Source organism: Streptomyces poriferorum, from assembly GCF_019399235.1.
Classification (GTDB): domain Bacteria; phylum Actinomycetota; class Actinomycetes; order Streptomycetales; family Streptomycetaceae; genus Streptomyces; species Streptomyces poriferorum.
In genome coordinates this window covers 1-22153 of record NZ_JAELVH010000093.1, presented here as the reverse complement: position 1 = coordinate 22153, position 22153 = coordinate 1, and the positions used below count along the sequence as shown (strand labels likewise).

General features: G+C 71.6%; 16 protein-coding genes. 9 read left to right on the top strand and 7 right to left on the bottom strand.

Translation table 11 applies throughout. From position 1 onward, the window contains the following. The 4 genes from JGS39_RS17905 to fxsT all read left to right on the top strand — a co-directional run. Positions 1-481: YbaK/EbsC family protein (locus JGS39_RS17905; RefSeq protein ID WP_219570154.1), on the top strand; the 481-nt coding region annotated here is incomplete at its 5' end. Positions 482-1030: 549 nt separating this feature from the next. Then, a complete protein-coding gene (locus tag JGS39_RS17900) occupies positions 1031-3460 on the top strand; it encodes an FxsB family cyclophane-forming radical SAM/SPASM peptide maturase (RefSeq protein WP_219570152.1) in 2430 nt (809 codons plus the stop codon). 149 nt (positions 3461-3609) lie between these two features. After that, positions 3610-4980 (top strand): TIR-like protein FxsC, encoded by a 1371-nt coding sequence (locus tag JGS39_RS17895; protein WP_219570150.1) that lies wholly within the window; start codon positions 3610-3612, stop codon positions 4978-4980. Next, positions 4964-8923 carry an FxSxx-COOH system tetratricopeptide repeat protein gene (gene fxsT, locus JGS39_RS17890; protein ID WP_219570148.1) on the top strand — a complete coding sequence of 1320 codons (3960 nt, stop codon included), beginning with the start codon at positions 4964-4966 and terminating at the stop codon, positions 8921-8923. The genes JGS39_RS17895 and fxsT overlap by 17 nt, the downstream gene beginning before the upstream one ends. Before the next feature lie 69 nt (positions 8924-8992). Here the strand turns inward: fxsT and JGS39_RS17885 are convergent, their stop codons facing one another. The 3 genes from JGS39_RS17885 to JGS39_RS17875 all read right to left on the bottom strand — a co-directional run bounded on the left by JGS39_RS17885 (position 8993) and on the right by JGS39_RS17875 (position 11272). After that, positions 8993-9856, bottom strand: coding sequence for an alpha/beta fold hydrolase (locus JGS39_RS17885; RefSeq protein WP_219570146.1), 864 nt, complete (start codon positions 9854-9856; stop codon positions 8993-8995). Positions 9857-9962: 106 nt separating this feature from the next. Continuing rightward, positions 9963-10796 (bottom strand): AAC(3) family N-acetyltransferase, encoded by an 834-nt coding sequence (locus JGS39_RS17880; RefSeq protein WP_308120495.1) that lies wholly within the window; start codon positions 10794-10796, stop codon positions 9963-9965. A 65-nt stretch (positions 10797-10861) separates the two neighbouring features. After that, a complete protein-coding gene (locus tag JGS39_RS17875; protein ID WP_219570144.1) occupies positions 10862-11272 on the bottom strand; it encodes a CoA-binding protein in 411 nt (136 codons plus the stop codon). 59 nt (positions 11273-11331) lie between these two features. On the opposite strand from JGS39_RS17875, the gene JGS39_RS17870 reads away from it, so the two are divergent. The 3 genes from JGS39_RS17870 to JGS39_RS17860 all read left to right on the top strand — a co-directional run bounded on the left by JGS39_RS17870 (position 11332) and on the right by JGS39_RS17860 (position 16389). Further along, positions 11332-11958, top strand: a complete 627-nt coding sequence (locus JGS39_RS17870; RefSeq protein ID WP_219570143.1) for a YigZ family protein — start codon at positions 11332-11334, stop codon at positions 11956-11958. A gap of 214 nt (positions 11959-12172) precedes the next feature. After that, a complete protein-coding gene (locus JGS39_RS17865; RefSeq protein WP_219570141.1) occupies positions 12173-13339 on the top strand; it encodes an exonuclease SbcCD subunit D in 1167 nt (388 codons plus the stop codon). Continuing rightward, positions 13336-16389, top strand: a complete 3054-nt coding sequence (locus tag JGS39_RS17860) for an AAA family ATPase (RefSeq protein ID WP_219570139.1) — start codon at positions 13336-13338, stop codon at positions 16387-16389. The genes JGS39_RS17865 and JGS39_RS17860 overlap by 4 nt, the downstream gene beginning before the upstream one ends. On the opposite strand, the gene JGS39_RS17855 is transcribed toward JGS39_RS17860, so the two are convergent. Beyond that, positions 16379-16825 carry an Lrp/AsnC family transcriptional regulator gene (locus JGS39_RS17855; RefSeq protein WP_219570135.1) on the bottom strand — a complete coding sequence of 149 codons (447 nt, stop codon included), beginning with the start codon at positions 16823-16825 and terminating at the stop codon, positions 16379-16381. The two genes, JGS39_RS17860 and JGS39_RS17855, sit on opposite strands and share 11 nt — an antisense overlap. Before the next feature lie 93 nt (positions 16826-16918). Between JGS39_RS17855 and JGS39_RS17850 the strand changes: the two genes are divergently transcribed. Next, positions 16919-17410: a rhodanese-like domain-containing protein gene (locus JGS39_RS17850; RefSeq protein WP_219570134.1), complete on the top strand. Its 492-nt coding sequence runs from the start codon at positions 16919-16921 to the stop codon at positions 17408-17410. A 51-nt stretch (positions 17411-17461) separates the two neighbouring features. Here the strand turns inward: JGS39_RS17850 and JGS39_RS17845 are convergent, their stop codons facing one another. Both JGS39_RS17845 and JGS39_RS17840 read right to left on the bottom strand, forming a co-directional pair. Then, positions 17462-19147, bottom strand: coding sequence for a DUF885 domain-containing protein (locus JGS39_RS17845; RefSeq protein WP_219570132.1), 1686 nt, complete (start codon positions 19145-19147; stop codon positions 17462-17464). 35 nt (positions 19148-19182) lie between these two features. After that, a complete protein-coding gene (locus tag JGS39_RS17840; protein ID WP_219570129.1) occupies positions 19183-19704 on the bottom strand; it encodes an Lrp/AsnC family transcriptional regulator in 522 nt (173 codons plus the stop codon). Between the two features lie 59 nt (positions 19705-19763). Between JGS39_RS17840 and JGS39_RS17835 the strand changes: the two genes are divergently transcribed. Beyond that, positions 19764-21005 carry a trans-sulfuration enzyme family protein gene (locus JGS39_RS17835; RefSeq protein ID WP_219570128.1) on the top strand — a complete coding sequence of 414 codons (1242 nt, stop codon included), beginning with the start codon at positions 19764-19766 and terminating at the stop codon, positions 21003-21005. On the opposite strand, the gene JGS39_RS17830 is transcribed toward JGS39_RS17835, so the two are convergent. Next, a partial coding sequence (locus JGS39_RS17830; RefSeq protein ID WP_219570126.1) for a GNAT family N-acetyltransferase occupies positions 20941-22153 on the bottom strand: 1213 nt, incomplete at its 5' end. The genes JGS39_RS17835 and JGS39_RS17830 overlap by 65 nt on opposite strands.

Here is a 22153-nt window from a genome sequence, read left to right as displayed (position 1 = left end):
GGCCCGAGCGGTGGGGGAGGGCTGGGGCGGCGTTCCCGCCGAGCAGATCATCCACGTCGACACGGACCCGGAGATCGCCGACACGGCGGCCTTCGTCGCACACCACGGGGCCGACCTGCTGCGCCGGTCCGCCAACTGCGTCGTGGTGGCGGGCAAGCGCGGGGGTGAAGTCACCCTGGCCGCCTGTCTCGTCCTGTCCCACTCCCGCGTCGACGTGAACGGGGCCGTGCGCAAGCATCTCGGTGCCCGCAAGGCCTCGTTCGCCCCGATGGAGACGGCGGTCGGCGAGACGGGAATGGAGTACGGCGGCATCACCCCGGTCGGACTCCCCGCCGACTGGCCCCTGTTGATCGACTCCGCCGTGGTCGACGAGGAGTGGGTCCTGATCGGGAGCGGTACCCGCCGGGGCAAGTTGATCATGCCGGGCAAGGCGCTGGCGGCGCTGCCGGGCGCGGTGGTCGTCGAAGACCTCGGAGTCTGACCGAATCGTGTCTCGGGAGCCGGTGCTCTTTGTGCATCTTCTGGTCCCCGCCCCCGCACTGCGGGAGGCTGGGCCCGGTGTGCCCCGAACCCGGTCCGGGCTGGGCCGGGCGGGTCACTGCTCAATCCGTTCCTTAATCCGTTCGGGGGTGCGCGTGAACGCGACCGCAACTGCGGGGCCTGTGCGCGCGTTGTGGTGCGCAGCGCCCCCCCGCGTGTCACAAGTGGCTGTCTTTGCAGATCTGTCCTATTTATAGGGAAAGACGGGGATTTCTTCCCTGTTCGTATGGGGGTTCGCAGCGATCGTGGACGTCCTCAACATGAAGGGCTTTAAATGAAAACTACTCTCGTCTCGGCGGCCGTCCGGCCGGGGATCCTTCCCCGCAGCCAGGCCGTGCCCCGGGTGCCGCTCGCTCAGCGAGCCGCTGTCCAGGGCGGCGGGGCCCTGCCCGCATCGATCAGTCGACTCCTGTCGACCGACGCCGGGGCGAGTCCGTTGGTGATCGCAGCCTTTCAGTCGTCCGTCTGAGTAGCCGAACAGATACTCGTCATGGACCGGCCACCCCCTTCTTTGAGCCAATTCGTGCTGAAGATGCACAGCCGCTGTGATCTCGCCTGCGATCACTGCTACGTGTACGAGCACGCGGACACGAGCTGGCGTGGCCGGCCCCGGGCAGTCACCGAGCAGACCCTGGCCAGGGCGGCGGATCGCATCGCCGAACACGCCCTGGCACACGGTCTTCCCATGGTCCACGTGGTCCTGCACGGCGGGGAGCCGCTGCTCGCGGGCCCCGAGAGGATCCGGTGCGCGGCCGAGGAGCTCACCCGCGCACTCGACGGGATCAGCGCACTCGATCTGCGCATCCACACCAACGGCGTTCTGCTCAACGAGGAGTTCTGCGAGCTCTTCGCCGAACTGGGCATCAAGGTCGGGGTGTCGCTCGACGGCGACAGAGCCTCCAACGACCGTCATCGCCGCTATGCGGACGGGCGCACCAGTCACCCCCAGGTCCTGCGTGCGGTCTCGCTCCTCAACCGTCCGGGCTACCGAAGACTCTTCGCCGGACTGCTCTGCACCATCGATGTCGAGAACGATCCGGTCGCCGTGTACGACGCCCTCGTGGCCCTCGACCCGCCGCGCATCGACTTCCTGCTCCCGCACGCGACCTGGGACGTGCCCCCGCCCCGTCCGCACGGTTCCGCGACGCCCTACGCCGACTGGCTCGACGTGATCCACCGGCGATGGACCGCGGCCGGGCGGCCGGTTCCGGTACGGATCTTCGACTCCGTGCTGCGCACGCTGCGCGGCGAGAGCAGCCTCACCGAGTCGCTGGGCCTGGCGCCGGCGGACCTCGTGGTCATCGAGACGGACGGTACGTTCGAACAGGCCGACAGCCTCAAGACGGCCTACGACTCGGCACCCGCCACGGGGATGAACCTCGTCGATCACAGCCTCGACGACGTGTTGGCCCATCCGGGCATGCTCGCCCGCCAGCAAGGGCTGGAGCAGCTCAGTGACGAGTGCCGGGCCTGTCCGGTGGTCAGCTCCTGCGGAGGCGGTCTCTACGCGCATCGCTACCGGACCGGAAGCGGCTTCCTCAACCCCTCGGTGTTCTGTCCCGATCTGATGGCCTTGATCACGAACATCCGTGACCGGGAGGCGGCGGTGCCCATGGTGAGTGCCCCGGAACCGCTCGACGCGGCCGGACTCGACGAGCTGGCCTCCGGCTTCGGTGACGCCGCGACCGTGGGCCGGCTCGTGGCGGCCCAGGCGGAGATCAACCACGAACTGCTGGCCGCCGTCGGCGAACGGGCCCCGCGCGGCGACCGCACGGCGATGCAGGCCTGGGAACTGCTCATCGACCTCGACGCCGGAGCTCCCGAGGCGCTGGACGCGGTACTGGCCCACCCGTACACCCGGCCCTGGGCGCTGCGTGTGCTGGAAGGCGGGCCGCAGTGGTCCGCCGTCGCGGGGCTGGCCGAGATCGCGGCCGCCGCCGCGCTGCGGGCCGGCCGCGGTGACACCGTCGCCGTCCCCGTGCGGGAGGGGCTGCTCCGCCTTCCCGGCCTGGGCGTGGTGACCCTGCCCGCGGACGCGGCACTCGCCGAGGTGTCCGCGGACGCCGAGGGGTTCTCGGTACGCGCTGCGGGCCGCCATGTGCGGATCGACCGGGAGGAAGGGGTGGACGGGCTCACTCCGCACTGGCAGCCGGTGCGGGTGGTCGAACCTCCGGGCTGGTCCGTCGCGCTGGAGGACACCGACCCCCTGCGCGACCGCCATCAGTGGCCCGTCGCCGGGCGGCTCTCCGCGGGTGAGGCCAAGCTGTGGGCGCAGGACCTGGGCCAGGCCTGGGCGCTGATCCAGGACGAACTCCCGTCATACGCACCCGGAGTGTCGGCCGGTCTCCGGGTCGTCACACCGCTGCACGCGCCGGGCGGCAGCGATGTCAGTGCGGCCTCCCGTGACGCGTTCGGGGCGATCGGGGCGGCCCGGCCCGAAACCCCCGAACTGCTGGCCCTGTTGATCGTCCACGAGTTCCAGCACGTGAAGCTGGGCGCGGTCATGGACAGCTTCGATCTGCATCAATCCGTCGGCGACGGCAGGCTGTTCTACGCACCCTGGCGCCCCGATCCACGCCCCCTGGACGGTCTGCTCCAGGGCACGTACGCCCACATCGCCGTCACGGACTTCTGGCGCGTGCGCCGGCACCGCGCGCAGGGCGCGGCGGCCGGCGCCGCCGAGGCGCAGTTCGCCCGGTGGCGGGAGCAGACGACGCGGGCCGTGCGGGTACTGGCCGGATCGGGGCTGCTGACCCCTCTCGGTGAGCGGTTCGTGGCCGGAATGGGCCATACGGCCGAGACGTGGGAGGCGGAAGAGGTCTCTGCCGCGGCCCTGGACCGGGCGCGGAGTTCGGCCGAACGGCACCGCGCCGACTGGACGGCTCGCAATCCGGTGCATGCTGCGCAGCTCGGCCCTTGATCCTTTTCGGAATTGGCGGTTATGGCAGCAATTGATTGTCCGGTACCGAAAACGGAGGGGCGGGCTCAATAAATAGGCGCGTTCCTGCCGTTCCGTCGAAGATTCGATTCTTCCTAGACTGAGGTCCCACACGTGGACCGGGGGAAACGTTGGATCTTGAAGCTGCCGGAGCACAGGGAGATGAGCCGAGACCGTACTTCTTCCTCAGCTATGCGCATACACCCAGGAACGATCCGAAGGACAAAGATCCGAATCTCTGGGTCGAGAGATTCTTCCGGGACCTGTGCGCCCACGTTCTGCAGCTGACATCCCTGCCCGCCGGGGTGCCGGCCGGGTTCTTGGATCAGCAGATGCAGCCCGGGGAGGGGTGGCAGGAGCGCCTCTCCGAATCACTGGCGTACTGCAAGGTCTTCGTGCCGCTCTACTCGCCGCGCTATTTTCTGAGCGAGCAGTGCGGCCGGGAGTGGTACGCCTTCTCCAGTCGCGCGGTGCACTATCAGGCGGCCCGCAGCAACGGTGGCCAGATGTCCGGCATCGTGCCCGCGCTCTGGGTGCCCGTACCGCCCGGGCAGCTGCCGCAGCCCGCGGAGCGGCTGCAGTTCAACCACGCCGCCTTCGGTGAGGAGTACGCCGACGAGGGCTTCTACGGGCTGATCAAACTGCGCTATCTGCGGGACCAGTACGAAAGAGCCGTGTATCTGCTGGCCAAGCGGATAGTGAAGGTGGCGGAACAGAGCCGGATGCCCGAAGGGGACCCGCAGCAGGACTACGCGGCGGTGCCCAGCGCCTTCGGGCCGCCCGGCAGGGCGCGGCAGATGGAGATCTCCGTCCTCGCCTGCTCCCGCTCCGATCTGCCTCCGGGCCGTGCGCCGGACTGCTACGGGCCGGCCCAGCGCGACTGGAATCCGTACCACCCCAAATCGTCCAGGCCGCTGGCCGATCACGCCGTCGACCTCGTGCGCAACCTCGACTACCAGGTGCGGGTGGGGGAGTTCGAGGCGGAGTCCGAGCGCCTGCTCGGCACCGAGCGGCCCCAGGGGCCGGGGCTGCTGCTGCTGGACCGGTGGGCCCTGGACAGCCCGCGCCGCCAGGAACTGCTGAGACGGCTGAGCGAGAACAGCAGGCCCTGGATCAGCGTCATGGTCCCGTGGAACAGGGACGACCCCGACTCCGGCCACCGGGAGGCCGACCTCCGTGCCGTGCTGGAGGGGGTGCTCGAATCCGGGCCCGCGACCGAATTCGGCCATCGCTCGCACAGCGGAGGCGTCCCGACCCTGGAGGCCTTCAGCCAGGAACTCCCGGGAGCGGTGAAGGCCGCCGAGCGCCACTACGCGGCCCACGCCGAGACATTCCCGCCCGCGGGTTCGAGCGGCGCTATGCCGCGACTGCTGATCGACGGCGTGGGCTACGGAACCAGCAATTCCGCTCCACCCGTCACCGGTACGGACCACGACACGGGCGATCCCGGCGACGGTGACGCCCCCGAGGGGGAGGACCCAGCAGATGACCGAGAACCGTGACGGTACCGTCGTCACCTTCTACTCCTACAAAGGCGGAACCGGCCGCACCATGGCGCTCGCCAATACCGCCTGGATTCTCGCCGCGAACGGCTATCGCGTACTCGCCGTCGACTGGGATCTGGAAGCCCCCGGTCTGCACCGCTTCTTCCATCCTTTTCTCGATCTTTCCGACCTGGCCGCCACACCCGGGCTGATCAATCTGATCACCGAATACCAGGAAGAAGCCCGCAGGCCTGCGGCCCGTGATCCGGAATGGCATCGCGAATACGCGCGCGTGAGGCCGCACGCCACCTCACTGAACTGGTCCTTCCCGCGAGGCGGAAGCCTCGATTTCCTGTCCGCCGGACGCCGTAACCGGGACTATTCCTCGACCGTCGGCCGGATGGACTGGGACGACTTCTACGAACGCTACGGTGGCGGTCACTTCTTTGACGCCATGCGGGCCGACATGCAGAAACACTATGACTTCACCTTGATCGACAGCCGGACCGGGCTGAGTGACATCGCCGATATCTGCACCGTCCAGATGCCCCAGGTGCTGGTGGTCTGCTTCACCCTCAGCGACCAGAGCATCGAAGGCGCGTCCGCCGTGGCCCGCGACATCGAGGAGCGGTTCCACGACCAGCACATCCGGATCCTGCCCGTGCCGATGCGCATCGACGACGGGGAGAAGGAGAAGGCGGACGCGGGACGCGCGCTGGCCAGAGAGAGCTTCCCCGGCTTCCCCAGTGGCCTTTCCAACGACGAACTGGCCAACTACTGGGGCACGGTGGAGATCCCCTACCGGCCCTTCTACGCCTATGAGGAGATCCTCGCCACGTTCGGTGACGCCCCGAACATATCGAGTTCCATGCTCACTTCCTGCGAACGGCTGACCGCGGTACTCACCGAGGGCCGGGTCACCGCGCTGCCCGCGATGGACGAGGCGGAACGGCTGGCCTACGTGGCGGCCTACACCCGTCGCAGGCCCGTCCCGCCGTCCAACATCGTCCTCACTCATGTGGCCGAGGACCAGATGTGGGCGGACTGGCTGGAGTCGGTCCTCACCCGCGCCGGCTTCCACGTCATGCCCGTGGACGTGCGCAGCTCGCACAAGGCCTGGAACGACGCCGAATGGGCGGCGGCCGGTGCCTTCCGCGTCGTCCCCGTCGTCTCCCAGGCCTACCAGAACTCGCGGCGCGCCCGGAGCCTTTGGGAGTCCGCGCTGGGACTCGATCCCTCGGGCAGCCGACGCCAGCTCGTGCCGGTGCGGATCAGCGACGTCCGGCTGACCATGCCGCTCAACAGCAGGGGCATCGTCGACGTCGCCCGGCTGGACGAACGGGAGGCCACCGCCGCCGTACTGACGGCGCTGGACCGGCCGGAGGCCCTCGACGCGGCGCCGGCCGCGTCCGGGGGCCCGCGGTTCCCCGGCACGGTCCCCGGGGTGTGGAACGTACGGCCCCGGCACACCGAGTTCACCGGCCGCGGATCCGTACTGGTGCGGCTGCGCGACCAGTTACGGGGCAGCAGCCGCTCCGCACAGCATCTCCCGCAGGTCCTCTACGGGCTCGGCGGGGTCGGGAAGACCCAGGTGGCCCGGGAGTACGCGCACCGGTTCCGGGCCGACTACGACCTGGTCTGGTGGGTCGAGGCCGAGCAGCCCGACCGGGTGGTGTCGTCCCTGGCGGAACTCGCGGAGAAGATGGGTCTGCGCGCGGGCGAGGTGGTCGCCGAGGCGGCCAGGGCGGCGCTCCAGGCGCTGCGCAGCGGAGCGCCGTACGCGCGCTGGCTGCTGATCTTCGACAACGTCGAGGACCTCGACAAGGCGCTGGAGCTCTTCCCCGACGAGACCGGACCGCTGATGACCGGTCTCTACGGTCATATTCTCGCCACCTGCCGCAACAAGCCGATCTCCAGCCGCGTGGAGCCGGTCGAAGTCGAGGTCTTCACCCGCTCGGAGAGCGTGGAGCACCTGTGCCGCAGAGTGCGCAAGCTGCCGGCCAGGGACGCGGAGCGGGTGGCCGAGGCCGTCGGCGACCTGCCGCTCGCGGTGGAGGTCGCCGCCGCCTGGCTGGCCGAGACGGCGACCCCCGTCGACGCCTACGTCGAACAGCTCAGGGAGCAGAGCACCAAGGTCCTCTCCCTCGGGCGGCCCGAGGACTACTCCCTCCAGATCGGCGCCACCTGGAACATCTCCATCGCCCGGCTGCGCAAGGAGTCCAAGGCCGCGGTCCGGCTGCTGGAACTGTGTTCCTTCTTCTCCGCCGAACCGATATCGATGACGCTCATCGGCAGCGACTCGATGTTCCGGTCGCTCCTGCCCTACGACTCGGATCTCCGCGAGCGGTACATGCTGGGGCGGGTCATCCAGGCGCTCAACCGCTTCGCGCTGGCCAAGGTGGAACCGGCCGACAACAGTATCCAGGTCCACCGGCTCGTCCAGGCCGCCGTCCGTGCCGGGCTGTCGCCCGAGGAACGGGACACGGCCGTCCACGAGGTGCACCGCATCCTCGCCGAGGCCAGGCCTCCGCAGGGCGCGGACCAGGACAATCCGGTGAACGACCCCAGGAGCTGGCCGGCCTTCGAACTCATCTGGCCGCACCTGGGGCCGTCCGGTGTCGCGGACTGCGACGAGGCCGAGGCCCGTCAGCTGATGGTCGACCGCATCCGCTACCTCCTCAAGCGCGGCGAACTGGAGGGCGCCAGGGCGCTGGGCACCCAGCTCAACAAGACCTGGACCCAGGAACTCGGCGAGGACGATCTGCAGACACTGAACCTGCGTTTCGAGCTGGCCAACGCCCTGCGTGCCCAGGGCAGGTATACGGACGCCCGTCGGATGGACGAGGACACACTCGCCCGGCAGACCCGCCTGCTGCGCAGGGACCACCCCAGCCTGCTGATCACCACGGGCAGCCTGGCGGCGGACCTGCGGGCCCTGGGCCGGTTCGGCGAGGCGCTGGAACGGGACCAGAAGATCCACCACGTGATGCGCGAGACCTTCGGGGACAACCACCCGCGCACCCTCGTAGCCGCCCACAACCTCGCCATCGACTACCGGCTGACCGGCGACAGCGAAGCGGCGCGCAGGCTCGACGACCTCACCGTGGAGCGCCGCAGCACGCTGCTCGGCGAGGACCACCCGTACACCCTGACCACCAAGGGGCACCTGGGACGCGACCTCCGGGAGACCGGGGAGTACGAGTCCTCGGTGCAGATCCTCCGCGAGGTCAAGGCGTCCTTCGAACGGGTCCTCAACGCGGACGTGCCCGAAGCGCTGCGTACCGCCAAGAGCCTCGCCGTATCGCTGCGCAAGGCGGGCCACCCGCACGAGGCGAAGCTCCTGACGGAGGAGACCTACAACCGCTACCGGGAGCGGTACGGCACCAAGGTGCCCGACGCGCTCGCGTGCGGGCTGAATCTCGCGGCGGACTTCTCCGCGGTCGGCGACAAGCAGGCCGCCCTGGACCTGGCCCAGCAGTCCCTCGACGGCTACCGGGCCACGCTGGGCGAGGACCATCCGTTCACCCTGGCCTGCCGCAACAACGTCGCCATCTATCTGCGGGGCATGGGCGCGGCCCAGTCGGCGGCGGAGGCCGGCGAAGAGGTCAGGGCCGCGCTGGAGAGCAGCCTGGGGGCCCAGCACCCCTTCACGCTCTGCGCCGCCATCAACCTGGCCAACGCCTACGGCGACCTCAACCGGCTGGAACTGGCGGAGCGCTGGGAACGGGCCGCGCTCGAAGGCCTGCTGGACCGGTACGGTCCGGCGCACCCCGACGTGCTGGCCTGCCGATCCAACCTGGCCGTCACCCTGCGTGCCATGGACCGCGAGAGGGAGGCCGAGCGGCTGCGGGCCGAAGTCGTGCCGCTGGCCGTCGAGCACCTGGGCATGGACCACCCGATCGCCGTGGCGGCCCGTGCCTGGCGGCGCATCAACCGCGATCTGGAACCGCAGCCGGTCTGATTCCGCTCATGCGGGGCCGCCGGCCGGTACGGGCCGGCTGCCCCGCGTGCGGCGGGCGCGGCCGGCCGGTCATCTGGTGACCCAGCCGAGCACACGGGTGAGGACGCGCAACGCGCCGAAGTGCGCGGCGCCGCGCTCCACCACCGTCTCCGCCCCGGGAATGCGCTCGCCGAGCCAACGGGTGTGCTGCGCCGGTGCGAAGACGTCGTCCTCGCCGTGCCACAGGAGCACGGGCGAGGCGATGTCCTCGGGCCGGAACCCCCAGTCGCTGCTGAAGGACATGACGTCGTCGACCCAGCCGTCCGCCGAACTGCGCAGTCCCTCGGCGAAGTTGCGCACCAGCATGGCGCGGATGCCGGTGTCGGAGACGATCCCGCGGTCGGACGCCGACAGCCCGCGGTGCATGTCGACGACCGAGCCCATCGGGTCCGCCCGGATCGACGCCGACCTGCGTTCCAGGGCGGCGGTCAGTCTGCCCCGCCCCGCTGCGGCGTTGATGTACTCACGGACATTTGACTCGGTCATGCCCTCGAACCAGTCGAGCCCCTGCGCATCGCGGGGCGCCAGACCGACCAGCGCCGCCGTGCGGGCGGCGCGGCCCCGCAGCAGCGCGGCGCACGCGAGTGCGTGCGGCGCCCCGCCCGACCGGCCCACCACCGCGAACTCTCCGATGCCGAGGGCGTCGGCGATGGTCACGACGTCGGCGGCGACATGGGCCACGGAACGGCCGGGCAGCCGGTCGGACGCGCCGTAGCCGGGACGGTCGTACGCGATGAGGCGGATGCCCAGCCGGTACAGAACAGACCCGCGCGGGGCCGGACCGAGCCGGCTGCCCGGGGTGCCATGGAGCAGGAACACCGGTCTGCCGTGCGGATTTCCGAAGCTTTCCACGGCCAGGTCCCGGCCGTCCTCCGTGCGGATCAGCTGCTCCATCCGGTGCCTTCCCCTCGGGGCCGATACGCGGTAAGTATGAGTGCCACAAGGGAAGTTGGATATAGATGCACCGGCCAGGAGGTTGCCGCGCAGGCGTGAAGCGCCGTCAGGAGTGCGCCCCCCTGTGCGCCGTCAGCCACCCCGTGGCGAACGCAACGGCTGCCGGGAAGCGGAACAGCCGGCCCGTGGCGGAGCCCACCGGGGCGGCCCGGACCGCCGCGCCGCGGTCGGCCCGTTCGAAGTCCGCGCCCAGCTCCGTGAAGTCGCTGTCGTCCAGCGCCACGTCCTCGTACTGCCACCACCGGCGCCTGCCGCCGTCCCGCACCACGCAGCGGTAGGTGCGGCGGGGCGGGGACGGTACGCGGTACTCGGCCAGGTGGAACGCGGTGCAGCGGCCGAAACCGGTGCCGAGCAGCAGGACCTGGGCCCGCAGTCCGTGCAGGCGGGCGAGGGGGGAGTCCTCGCCCAGGTGGCAGTCGGGGTGATGGTCCGCCACCACATGGCCGGCCAGAGGCCCCACGGCCGCGAAGGAGGTCTGCGGGTGCGCGCTGCGGGCGGCGCCGGGGGACCGGCGCACCGTTTCGGAGAGCCGGCCCATCGACGGGGCCGCCGTGGTGCCCGGGTCGAACGCGGGCATCGCCTCCCGGACGGCCGCCCGCTCCCGCTCGTCGAGGCCGCGGACCCGGGCGTGGTACTGGGGGGAGGTGTCGGAGTTCTCCGGGGTGAAGGACGGGACGACCAGCGTGCCCTCCGGGCCCAGCGCCTGGCGCAGTGCGGCGGCGACCGTGTCCGCACCCCCGTCCACCGCCCCCACGGCGCTCAGTGACGCGTGCACCATCAGGACACCGCCCCGCTCGACGCCGAGCGAGGCGAGCTGACCGGACAGGCGGGCCCGGCTGTGGGGGGCGGCGGACACGCTCGTGGCGTGGGCGGTACTCACAGCGGGCCATCCTCCCAGCCCGTGGCGGAGTGTGATACCCCGCACATACGACCGCCCCGGCGCGCTCAGCCGTTCAGGGCGGGTATCTCGATGGCGGGGCAGCGGTCCATGACCATGTCGAGCCCGGCCGCCCTGGTGCGCTCGTACGCCTTCTCATCGATCACGCCGAGCTGGAACCAGACCGCGGAGGCGCCGATCGCCACCGCCTCGTCCGCCACCGCACCGGCCAGCTCGCTGTTGACGAAGACGTCCACCACGTCGACCGGGAAGGGGATGTCCGCCAGCGAGGCGTAGCCCTCCTCGCCGTGCACCCGCTCCGCCTTGGGATGGACGGGCACCACCCGCTTGCCGAAGCGCTGGAGCACCTCGGCCACCCCGTAGGCGGCGCGCGAGCGGTTGCCGGACAGGCCCACCACCGCCCAGGTGTCGCCCGTGTCCTTGAGAATCCTGCGGATCGTCTCCGTGTCTGCGTACATGATCCGCACAACGGGCGGCCGCCCCGGACCATTCCCGCGGCTGCGCATAGGCTGGCCGGATGCAGGAGCAGTACCGGACAGTCGCCCGCGCGGGCGAGCACGAGACCGAGATCAACCGATCGCGCTTCATCTGCGCGCTCGCCCCCGCCGCCACCGAGCAGGACGCCCAGGACTTCGTCGCACGCGTCCGCAGGGAGCACCCGACCGCCACCCACAACTGCTTCGCGTACGTGATCGGCGCCGACGCCTCCGTACAGAAGGCCGGCGACGACGGCGAGCCGGGGGGCACCGCCGGCCTCCCCATGCTGCAGATGCTCACGCGCCGCGAGATGCGGTACGTCGTCGCCGTCGTCACCCGCTACTACGGTGGCGTGAAGCTCGGCGCCGGCGGACTGATCCGGGCCTACGGGGGTGCGGTCGGCGAGGCCCTGGACGCCGTCGGCACGCTCACCCGGCAGCGGTTCCGGATCGCGACGGTCACCGTCGGACATCAGCGCGCCGGCCGGCTGGAGAACGAGTTGCGGGCCACCGGACGCACCGTGCGCGAGGTCCGGTACGCGGAGGCCGTGAGCATCGAGATCGGGCTGCCGGACGCCGAGGTCGACGACTTCCGCCGCTGGCTGGCCGACGCCACGTCGGGCGAGGCGGAACTGGAACTGGGCGACGAGGCGTACGGGGACGCCTGAGCAGCGGACCGGCCCCGGCGAGCTGTCCGGGGCGTCTTCCCGGCTGCGGCCCCGCGGCAGTCCCCGGTGGTGGGAGACTGTGGTGCGTGAGGGAACAGGGGCAGGGGCACGCAGGTGTGGCGGACACCGGCACCGGGGCCCTGGGCAGGGCCGGCGCACAGCCGGACAGGGCTCGGGGGACGAGGAAGCGAAACATGCAGGTCGGAGCCGGCTCTTGAGGATTTTGCACACATCGGACTGGCACCTGGGCCGATCCCTCCACCGGATCTCCCTGCGCGAGGCGCAGGCCGCCTACCTCGACCACCTGGTGACCACCGTGCGCGAGCACGCGGTCGACGTCGTGCTCGTGGCGGGTGACGTGTACGACAGGGCGGTGCCGCCGCTCTTCGCCGTTGAGCTCTTCGACGACGCACTGCACCGGCTCGCCGCCGCCGGTGTGCCCACCGTGATGATCTCCGGCAACCACGACTCGGCCCGGCGCCTGGGGGTCGGCGCGGGGCTCATCGGGCAGGCCGGCATCCACCTTCGGACCGACCCCGCCCATTGCGCCACCCCGGTCCTCATCCCGGACGCGCACGGTGACGTGGCGTTCTACGGCCTCCCGTACCTCGAACCCGCCCTGGTCAAGGACGTGTTCAAGACGGAACGGGCCGGACACGAGGCGGTGCTGACCGCCGCCATGGACCGTGTGCGTGCCGATCTCGCCCAGCGGCCGGACGCCACCCGGTCCGTGGTCCTCGCCCATGCCTTCGTCGCGGGCGGCGAGCCCAGCGACAGCGAACGCGACATCACGGTCGGCGGAGTCGCGTCCGTCCCCTGTGGGGTCTTCGACGGCGTGGACTACGTGGCGCTGGGCCACCTCCACGGCTGCCAGACCGTCGCGGAGCGGGTCCGGTACTCCGGCTCCCCGCTGGCGTACTCCTTCTCGGAGGTCCACCACCGCAAGACGATGTGGCTGATCGACCTCGACGCCGCCGGTGCGATCGCCGCGGAGCGGATCGACTGCCCGGTGCCCCGCCCTCTCGCCCGGCTCCGCGGCCGGCTCGACGCCCTCCTCGACGACCCCGCACTCGACCGGCACGAGCACTCCTGGGTCGAGGCCACCCTCACCGACCCGGTCCGCCCGGCCGAGCCGATGGCCCGGCTCGTCGAGCGCTTCCCGCACACGCTCAGCCTCGTCCTCGAACCGGACCGGGCACCCGACGACCCGCACACCTCCTACGCCGAGCGGCTGCGGGGGCGCGACGACCAGAGCATCGCGGAGGACTTCGTGGCCCACGTCCGGGGCGGGTACGGCACCGACGAACAGGAGCGCACGGTGCTGCGCGGAGCCTTCGACCACGTGCGGGTCGACGACACCGTGCGCGAGGTGAACCGATGAGGCTCCACCGGCTCGACATCACCGCCTTCGGCCCGTTCGGCGCCACCCAGGAGATCGACTTCGACGCGCTCTCCGCAGCCGGACTCTTCCTGCTGCACGGTCCGACAGGCGCCGGCAAGACCTCCGTCCTCGACGCCGTCTGCTACGCCCTGTACGGGGCCGTGCCAGGGGCCCGGCAGAGCCCCGGAACGTCGCTGCGCAGCGACCACGCACCCGTGGAACTGCCCACGGAGGTCCGGCTCGAACTCACCGTCGGCGGGCGCCGTCTGGAGATAACCCGTCGCCCCGCCCAGCCCCGCCCCAAGAAACGGGGCGGCGGCCACACGACGGAGAAGGCGCAGAGCCTGCTGCGCGTGTACGACGCCGAGCAGGGCTGGCAGGCGCAGAGCCGCTCGCACCAGGAGATCGGTGAGGAGATCACCCAGCTCATCGGGATGAGCCGGGAGCAGTTCTGCCAGGTGGTGCTCCTGCCGCAGGGCGACTTCGCCCGCTTCCTGCGGGCCGACGCGGAGGCGCGGGGCAAGCTGCTCGGCAGGCTCTTCGACACCCGTCGTTTCGCCGCCGTCGAGGAGCGCCTCGCCGAGCTCCGTCGCATCGCCGAGAACCAGGTCAGGGCCGGGGACGACCAGATCCTCGCCCTCGCCCAGCGGATCGCCCAGGCCGCCGGCCCGGCCGGGGCGGAGTACCCGATGCCGCAGGTCCAGCCGGGCGAACCGGGGCTCGCGGACGCCGTACTCGAATGGGCCGCGACGGCCCGCAGCAGCGCCCGGGAACGGCTCGACATCGCAGCCCAGGTCCTGTCCGCGGCCGAGAGCCGCCACGTTGCCGCCAGGTCCGCGCTGGACTCCGAACGGGAACTGGCCGCACTCCAGCAGCGCTACGCCGAGACCCGGCGCCGAGCCGCCGCGTCCGAAGCGGGCCGGTCCGGACACGACGAGGACCAGGACCAGCTGAGGCGTGCCCGCAGGGCGGACCGTGTCGCCCCGGCACTGGAGCTCCGCGACGAGGCAGAGCGGGCGTACCGACGGGCGAGCGCGGCCCGCGACCGCTCCCGGAGCCGGCTGCCGGGCACCCTGGCCGACGCCGGTGCCGAGCAACTGACGGCTCTGGAACGCGGGCTGCGCGAGGAACTCGGCGGCCTCGACGCCGCACGCCGTGCCGAGCGGCGCAGTGCGGACATCGACAGCGAACGCACCGCGCTGGAGCGCCAGGCCCGGGCGGACGACGAACTGATCCGCGACGCCGAGGGCTGGCTGGCGGGCTGGGAAGACACCCGGACCGGTCTGCTGGCCCGGATCGAGGCGGCGCAGGAGGCCGCGACCCGGGCAGAGGCACTGGCCGGCCGACTGGACCCGGCCCGCCGGCGCCTGGACGCCGCCCGCAGGCGGGACGCGCTGGCCGCCGAGGCCGCGGGCGCCGAGGACAGGCTCGGCGAGGCCCGCGAGCACGCCCTGGGCACCCGTGAGCACTGGCTCGACGTGCGTGAGCGGCGGCTGCGTGACATCGCGGCCGAACTCGCGCGGGGCCTCGTCGAGGGAGAGGCCTGCGCGGTCTGCGGCTCAGCCGACCACCCACGGCCGGCCCGTGCCGGGGACGGACACGTCGACCAGGCGACGGAGGACGCGGCGGAGGCCGCCCACCGGCGTGCCGAGCACGCGCGTACCGAGGCGGAGCACGCGCTCGGATCCGTACGCGAGCTGTATGCGGCAGCCCGCGCGGAGGCCGTGGAGACCGCCGACACCACGGCGGATGCGGATGCGGGCAGGGCGGTCGACCCGTCGGTCGCCACGCTCGCCGCCCTGGTGGACACCCTGACCCGGGAGCATGCCCAGGCGTACCGGACCGCTGCCGGGACGCACACCGCACGCGAGGCCCTGACGGCCGCCGAACGGGAGCAGGCGCAGCGGGCCGAGGACCGGCAGCAGGCCGAGCGGCGGGTGTCGGCCCGCACCTCCCGTCGCGAGGGCCTCGACGTTGAACAGGCCTCCCTCGAAGAGGTGCTGGTACAGGCGCGCGGCGGGTCGGCCAGTGTCACGGAGCACGTCGCCCTGCTGCAGAACAGGGTCGTCCTGCTCGCCGAGGCGGCCACGACCGTGCGGGAGGAGGAGAGCGCGGCAGCGCGACTCAAGGAGGCCGACGACCGGCTCGCCGACGCCGCGTTCCGGGCCGGCTTCGACACGCCACAGGCCGCCGCTGGGACCCTGCTCGGCGACCTGGGACAGCGTGCGCTCCAGCACCGCATCGACGCCTGGCAGGCCGAGGCGGCCGCGGTGGCCGACCGGCTCGCCGAGACCGGTGCCCGCGCCGCCGCGGACCGTGCACCTGCCGCGCCGGATGCCGCGCAGCAGGTCCACGACAGGGCGGAGCGCCTGCTGCGGGACGCGTCGGGGGCTCTCGCGTCGGCACGGGAACGCTGCGCCGAACTCGGCAGGCTCTCGCGCCGCGCAGCCGAGGAGGTCCGTGGCCTGGGCCCCGTGCGCGAGGAGCACGAGCGGGTCGCACGGCTCGCCGGTCTCACCGCCGGAACCTCGGCGGACAACGAACGCAAGATGCGACTGGAGTCCTACGTGCTCGCGGCCCGGCTCGAACAGGTGGCGGCGGCCGCCACCGCCCGGCTCCGGCGGATGTCGTCCGGCCGCTACGAGCTGGTCCACTCCGATGCCCGGGCGGGAGGCCGCCGGTCCGGCCTCGGCCTGCACGTCATCGACGCCTGGACGGGGCGCGAACGCGACACGGCCACGCTCTCGGGCGGCGAGACGTTCTTCGCCTCGCTCGCCCTGGCACTCGGCCTCGCCGACGTGGTCACGGACGAGGCGGGCGGCGTACGGCTGGACACCCTGTTCATCGACGAGGGGTTCGGCAGCCTCGACGAGCAGACCCTCGACGAGGTGCTCGACGTGCTGGACTCTCTGCGCGAGCGGGACCGCAGCGTCGGCATCGTCAGTCACGTCGGCGATCTGCGCCGCCGTATCCCCGCCCAGCTCGAAGTGGTGAAGGAACGGGACGGGTCGGCGGTACGGCACCGGGTGGGCGACGGGATCAGCGACTGACCGCCCGCCTCGGCAGCGGCGAGGAGTAGACGACGCTGGTGGTGACGGATCCGAGGGCGCCGATCTTCCCCGAGACCGCCTCCAGATGCCGCATGGAACGGGCGGTCACCTTCAGCACGAAGCAGTCGTCGCCGGTGACGTGATGGGCCTCCACGATCTCCGGTGTGGTGTCGAGGAGGTCGTGGAACGGCTTGTAGTTGCCGTTCGGATAGCGCAGCCGTACGAAGGCGAGAACGGGCAGGCCGAGGCGTTCCGGATCGACCACCGCCGCGTAGCCGCTGATGATTCCGGCCTCCTCCAGCCGGCGCACGCGCTCGGTCACGGCGCTCGACGACATCGAGACGGCCCGCGCGAGTTCGGCGAACGTCGCGCGTCCCTCGCGCTGCAGGACGTCGAGAATGCGCCAGTCGGTGTCGTCCGGGGAATAGTCGGTCATGGGATGAGGAAACAGGGGATTCGCCGGAGGATCAAGAGGTGTGCCGGGGATCTCGCCTTCCGGAGTGCGATCGGCGCTCGTAGATTCTTCCCCATGACAACGCAGACCGCCGCCACCCACTCCGCCAACCCCGTACTGCGCGTCCCACCCGCCGATCCGGCCGTGGCCGCCGCCCATTTCGGCGCCTCGCTCGCCTTCCACGCCGACGTCTCGGACGTCGCCGCGGCACTGGCATCCGACGACGACACCGGCTTCGTCCTCCTCGACTCCCGCTCCACCGCGTCCTGGGACCAGGGGCACATACCCGGGGCCGTCCACCTGCCGACGGCGCTCATCGCCGGGCAGGCACGGCAACTGCTCGATCCCGCCGTGCCCGTGGTCACCTACTGCTGGGGCCCCGGCTGCAACGGCGCCACCCGTGCCGCACTCGCCCTCGCCGAACTCGGATATCAGGTAAAGGAGATGCTCGGCGGATTCGAGTACTGGGTGCGTGAGGGCTTCGGGTTCGAGACCTGGCAGGGGAGCGAGCGGCGCACCGCCGACCCGCTCACCGCACCGGATGAGTCCGGCGACTGCGGGTGCTGACACCGGCCGGCCGGCACCGGGCGCCACCCCCGGGACCGGCCGGCGGCACGGTCAGAGCTTCGACAACTCGTCGACCAGATCGTCCAGACCCAGCGGCCCCTGGGACAGGGCGGCCATGTGCCACGACTTGAGGTCGAAGGCGTCTCCGTGCGCCGCGCGGGCGTTCTCCCGGCCGAGCAGCCAGGCGCGCTCGCCCAGCTTGTAGCCGATGGCCTGACCCGGCATCGAGAGGTAGCGGGTCAGCTCGCTCTCCACGAAGTCGGCCGGCCGGCCGCTGTGGTTGCCGAAGAACTCCTGCGCCAGCTCCGGCGTCCACCGCTCACCGGGATGGAACGGCGACTCGGCCGGGATGTCCAGTTCGGCGTGCATGCCGATGTCCACGATCACCCGGCAGGCCCGCATCATCTGGGCGTCCAGGTAACCCAGCCGGCGCTCGGCGTCGGGCAGGAAACCCAGCTCGTCCATCAGCCGCTCCGCGTACAGTGCCCAGCCCTCGGCGTTGGCGCTGACCATGCCGATGGAGGCCTGGTAGCGCGAGAGGCTCTCGGCGACATGGGCCCACTGGGCCAGCTGGAGGTGATGGCCGGGAACGCCTTCGTGGTACCAGGTGGAGACCAGGTCGTACACCGGGAAGCGGGTCTCGCCCATCGTCGGCAGCCAGGTGCGGCCGGGGCGCGAGAAGTCCTCGGACGGACCCGTGTAGTACGGCGCGGCTGCGCCGCCGGGCGGAGCGATCCGGGACTCCACCCTGCGGACCCGCTCGGCGAGTTCGAAGTGCGTGCCGTCCAGCGCCTCGATCGCCTCGTCCATCAGGCCCTGAAGCCACGCCTGGACCTCGTCGACGCCCTCGATGTGCTTGCCGTGGACGTCGAGGTGGGCCAGCGCCTCCCAGGGGCCCGCGCCCGGCAGCACCTTCTCGGCCTCGGTCCGCATCTCGGCGAGCAGCCGGTGGTACTCCGACCAGCCGTACGCGTACGCCTCGTCGAGATCCAGGTCGGTGCCGTTGAAGTAGCGCGACCAGCGGGCGTAGCGCTCGCGGCCCACCGTGTCCGGCTCGCCCTCGATCGCGGGGGCGTACACCTCGCGCATCCAGTCCCGCAGCTCCTCCAACGACCGGGTGGCCTGCGCCGCGGCGGCGTCCAGCTCGGTGCGCAGCGTCCGAGGCCCGGCGGCGGTGAAGTCCTGGAAGAACCCCGTCGTCCCGTCCCCGACCCACTCGTCGAGCTGGCCGATGAAGGTGGTGGCGGCGCGCGGACCGCCGTACAGCTTCCGCTCCAGACCGAGCGCGAGCGATTCGCGGTAGCCGGACAGGGCAGCCGGAACCGCCTTGAGCCGCTCGACTACGGCCGCCCAGTCCTCGTCCGTCTCGGTGGGCGTCACCGTGAACACCTCACGGATCGAGTGGGCCGGGGAGTGCAGGTTGGAAACGGCCCGCAACGCCTCGTCGGCCTCGTGCACGGCGAGTTCGGCCGTCAGGCGCTCACGCAGGAGACGGCCGCAACGACGCTCGGCGTCCTCGGCCGCGCCGGGAAGCTGCTCCGCGCGGTCGAGCCGCGCCAGCGTGGTGCGGGCCAGTGCGGCCAGGGCTTCCTGGCCGGCGGGGGAGAAGTCGGGAAGGCGGCGCGAGCTCTCCGCGACACCCAGATAGGTGCCGGAGATCGGGTCGAGTTCGATGAACGCGTCGACATAGGTGTCGGCGACCTGGCGGGGCAGCGCGCTGCTCGGAGTGTCTGACATGTGGACATCCTCGTACGGGAAGGGCCTCCGCGTCACTACCGATCGGCAGTATGGGCCTGACCCCGGCCGTCCTCGGCCGTCGGGGACGAGGGCGGGAGCAGCGGACCGCATTCCCACTGCTGGAATATCAACCGGGTCTCCACACGGGCCACTTCACGCCGCGAGGTGAACTCGTCCAGGACCAGGCGCTGGAGATCGGCGGTGCCGGTCACCGCCACGTGGACCAGATAGTCGTCGGGGCCGGTCAGATGGAAGAGCGCACGCGACTCGGGCAGTGTCCTGATCCGGTCGACGAACGGACCGATGAGCTCCCGGCGGTGCGGCCGGACCTGCACGGACAGCAGTGCCTCCAGGCCGCGGCCCAGCCTGGCAGGGTCAAGTCGCAGCTGATGGCCGAGAATGACGCCTGTGCGGCGCAGCCTGGTGACCCGGTCCAGACAGGTCGACGGGGCGACCCCGACCTCGGCGGCAAGCTCGCGGTACGTGGTCCGGGCATCGTTCTGCAGGAGCCGCAGAATATGCAGATCCACCGTGTCCAGAGCGACGGAATCGGTCATTCGCCGAACGTAGCACGGACATTCTCCTGATTGCCCCGGTCGTTGTTCAGAGTGAGCTCATGGACAACGAATCCTCGATGGCGCCCCCGACGACACTCCCGTACCGGGCGCAGGCCACCGAAGCCGTGCATGCCGGACGCGACGACCTCGCTGCCCTCGGCCTGCACGCCCCGCCGATCGACCTGTCCACCACCTACCCCTCGTACGACTCCAGGGGTGAGGCGGAACGGATCGACTCCTTCGCCGCGACCGGCGCCCGGCTCGACGGGCCGCCGGTCTACGCCCGGCTCGACAACCCGACCAACGCGCGGTTCGAAACGGCCCTGGCCCGGCTCGAAGGGACCGCGAGCGCCGTGGCGTTCGCCAGCGGGATGGCCGCGCTGACCGCCGTTCTGCTGGCCCGCGCGAGCATGGGGCTGCGTCATGTGGTGGCCGTCCGCCCGCTCTACGGCTGCAGCGACCATCTCCTGGGCGCCGGGCTCCTCGGTACGGAGGTGACCTGGACGGATCCTGCGGGGATCGTCGAGGCGATCCGCCCCGACACCGGGCTGGTGATCGTCGAGACACCCGCCAACCCGACCCTTGCCGAGGTCGACATCCGGGCGGTCGCCCACTCCTGCGGCTCGGTGCCGCTGCTGGTCGACAACACCTTCGCCACACCGGTTCTCCAGCGGCCCGTCGAGCACGGGGCACGGATCGTGCTGCACAGCGCGACGAAGTACCTGGGGGGCCACGGGGACGTGATGGGCGGAGTCGTCGCCTGCGACGAGGAGTTCGCGGCCCGGCTGCGGCAGGTGCGCTTCGCCACCGGCGGGGTTCTCCACCCGATGGCGGGCTACCTGCTGCTGCGCGGTCTCGCCACGCTGCCGGTGCGCGTCCGGGCCGCGTCCGCGAACGCTGCGGAACTCGCCCGCCGGCTCTCCGCCGACCCCCGCATCGCCCGCGTCCACTACCCGGAACTGGGCGGCGCGATGGTCTCCTTCGAGGTGTACGGGGACCCGCACCGGGTGATCGCCGCCGTACGGCTGATCACGCCCGCGGTCAGTCTCGGCAGTGTGGACACCCTGATCCAGCACCCGGCCTCCATCAGCCACCGCATCGTGGATGAAGGAGACCGGCAGTCCTCGGGCGTCGGCGACCGGCTGCTTCGGATGTCGGTCGGGCTGGAGGACGTCGAGGACCTGTGGGCCGACCTGTGCCAGGCGTTGAGCGGCGAGGAGCCCGTACAGCTGACGGTCAGCGCTCCGCCCGCTCGTACGGCGGCAGGGAGCGCACCGTGGCCGAGCTCAGCCGGGCGGTGATCACGAGCGTCCCCTCCTCGATCTGGTAGTCGAGCGGCAGCGAGAGCGCGCGCATGGCGGCGACCATCCCGGTGTTCGACGCCTGGGTGACGGCGTAGACGCTCTCGCAGCCGGCCTCGACCGCGAGCGCCACCAGGCGGCCCAGAAGTTCGGAGCCGATACCTCGGCGCTGCCAGTCGTCCTCGACGAGCAGGGCGACCTCGGTCTCGTCGCCGTCCCAGAGGAGATGGCCGAGGGCCACCGTCCGGCCGGAGGCCGTCTGTACGGCAAGGGTGCGTCCGAAGCGGGGACTCAGCAGGTGCTCGAGATAGCGGTCGGCATCGCGGACCGGCCCGTGGTAGCGCAGCCGCAGGGTCTGCTCCGAGCAGCGGTCGTGCATGGCCCGCGCCGCTTCCAGGTCGTCCCCGTCCGCCCGGCGCACGGTGATCGCGTTGCCCTCGGGCAGGGTGAGTACGTGCTCGCTGCGCGGGATGCGGGGGCCGAGCCGCGCATCGAGCTCGACCAGGGCGCGCGCCCTGGCGAACTCCGTCGGTGTGAAGGGGAGATAGGGGCGCTCGACGGTGATGACGCCGCCCGACGGGTCGCGCAGCCGCATCACCGTCTCCTCCAGCACTCCTTCCACGGGCGCGGTCTCACCGGTGGCGCGTCCGGTGATGGACACGGCGGGCAGCGAGTGGATGGTGCAGCGGCCGAGCAGCTGGCGCAGGGCGAGGGGGAGTTCGGCCGCGTCCAGGGCGGTGCGGGTGGCGAGGCCGAGCACCCGGGTCGGAGCGTCCACCAGATCGTGGGCGTCGGCGCGCTCGATCCAGGTGGAGCTGCCGCCGGCGTCCGAGATGGCGCGGGTCAGCTGGGCGGCGGGCAGCGAGGCGGGGGCGCGCAGAAGGAACTCGTCTACGGTGCCTTCGGCCAGCGGGTGGGTCTGCAGGGTCAGGATGTCGATCCGGTGGTGGGCCAGCACGGTGCAGAGTGCGGCCAGGCTGCCGGGAGCGTCCCGCACCGTGGTCCGCATCCGCCACAGCACCGTCTCGGTGGCAGCGGAGTCCGGCGACGCGTCGGCCTGCGCGGCCGGGGCCGCGTACACCTCGGCATCCGGCGGTGGCGCGTGACTGTGCCGGCGTGCCCACCAGGTGTGGAACGCGGCGGTGGCG

What these genes read in the sequence shown, in the direction of transcription:
- JGS39_RS17900 (WP_219570152.1), top strand. Translation starts at nt 1,031, where the DNA reads ATGGACCGGCCACCCCCTTCTTTGAGCCAATTCGTGCTGAAGATGCAC.
- fxsT (WP_219570148.1), top strand. Translation starts at nt 4,964, where the DNA reads ATGACCGAGAACCGTGACGGTACCGTCGTCACCTTCTACTCCTACAAA.
- JGS39_RS17885 (WP_219570146.1), bottom strand. Translation starts at nt 9,856, where the DNA reads ATGGAGCAGCTGATCCGCACGGAGGACGGCCGGGACCTGGCCGTGGAA.
- JGS39_RS17875 (WP_219570144.1), bottom strand. Translation starts at nt 11,272, where the DNA reads ATGTACGCAGACACGGAGACGATCCGCAGGATTCTCAAGGACACGGGC.
- JGS39_RS17870 (WP_219570143.1), top strand. Translation starts at nt 11,332, where the DNA reads ATGCAGGAGCAGTACCGGACAGTCGCCCGCGCGGGCGAGCACGAGACC.
- JGS39_RS17860 (WP_219570139.1), top strand. Translation starts at nt 13,336, where the DNA reads ATGAGGCTCCACCGGCTCGACATCACCGCCTTCGGCCCGTTCGGCGCC.
- JGS39_RS17855 (WP_219570135.1), bottom strand. Translation starts at nt 16,825, where the DNA reads ATGACCGACTATTCCCCGGACGACACCGACTGGCGCATTCTCGACGTC.
- JGS39_RS17850 (WP_219570134.1), top strand. Translation starts at nt 16,919, where the DNA reads ATGACAACGCAGACCGCCGCCACCCACTCCGCCAACCCCGTACTGCGC.
- JGS39_RS17845 (WP_219570132.1), bottom strand. Translation starts at nt 19,147, where the DNA reads ATGTCAGACACTCCGAGCAGCGCGCTGCCCCGCCAGGTCGCCGACACC.
- JGS39_RS17840 (WP_219570129.1), bottom strand. Translation starts at nt 19,704, where the DNA reads ATGACCGATTCCGTCGCTCTGGACACGGTGGATCTGCATATTCTGCGG.
- JGS39_RS17835 (WP_219570128.1), top strand. Translation starts at nt 19,764, where the DNA reads ATGGACAACGAATCCTCGATGGCGCCCCCGACGACACTCCCGTACCGG.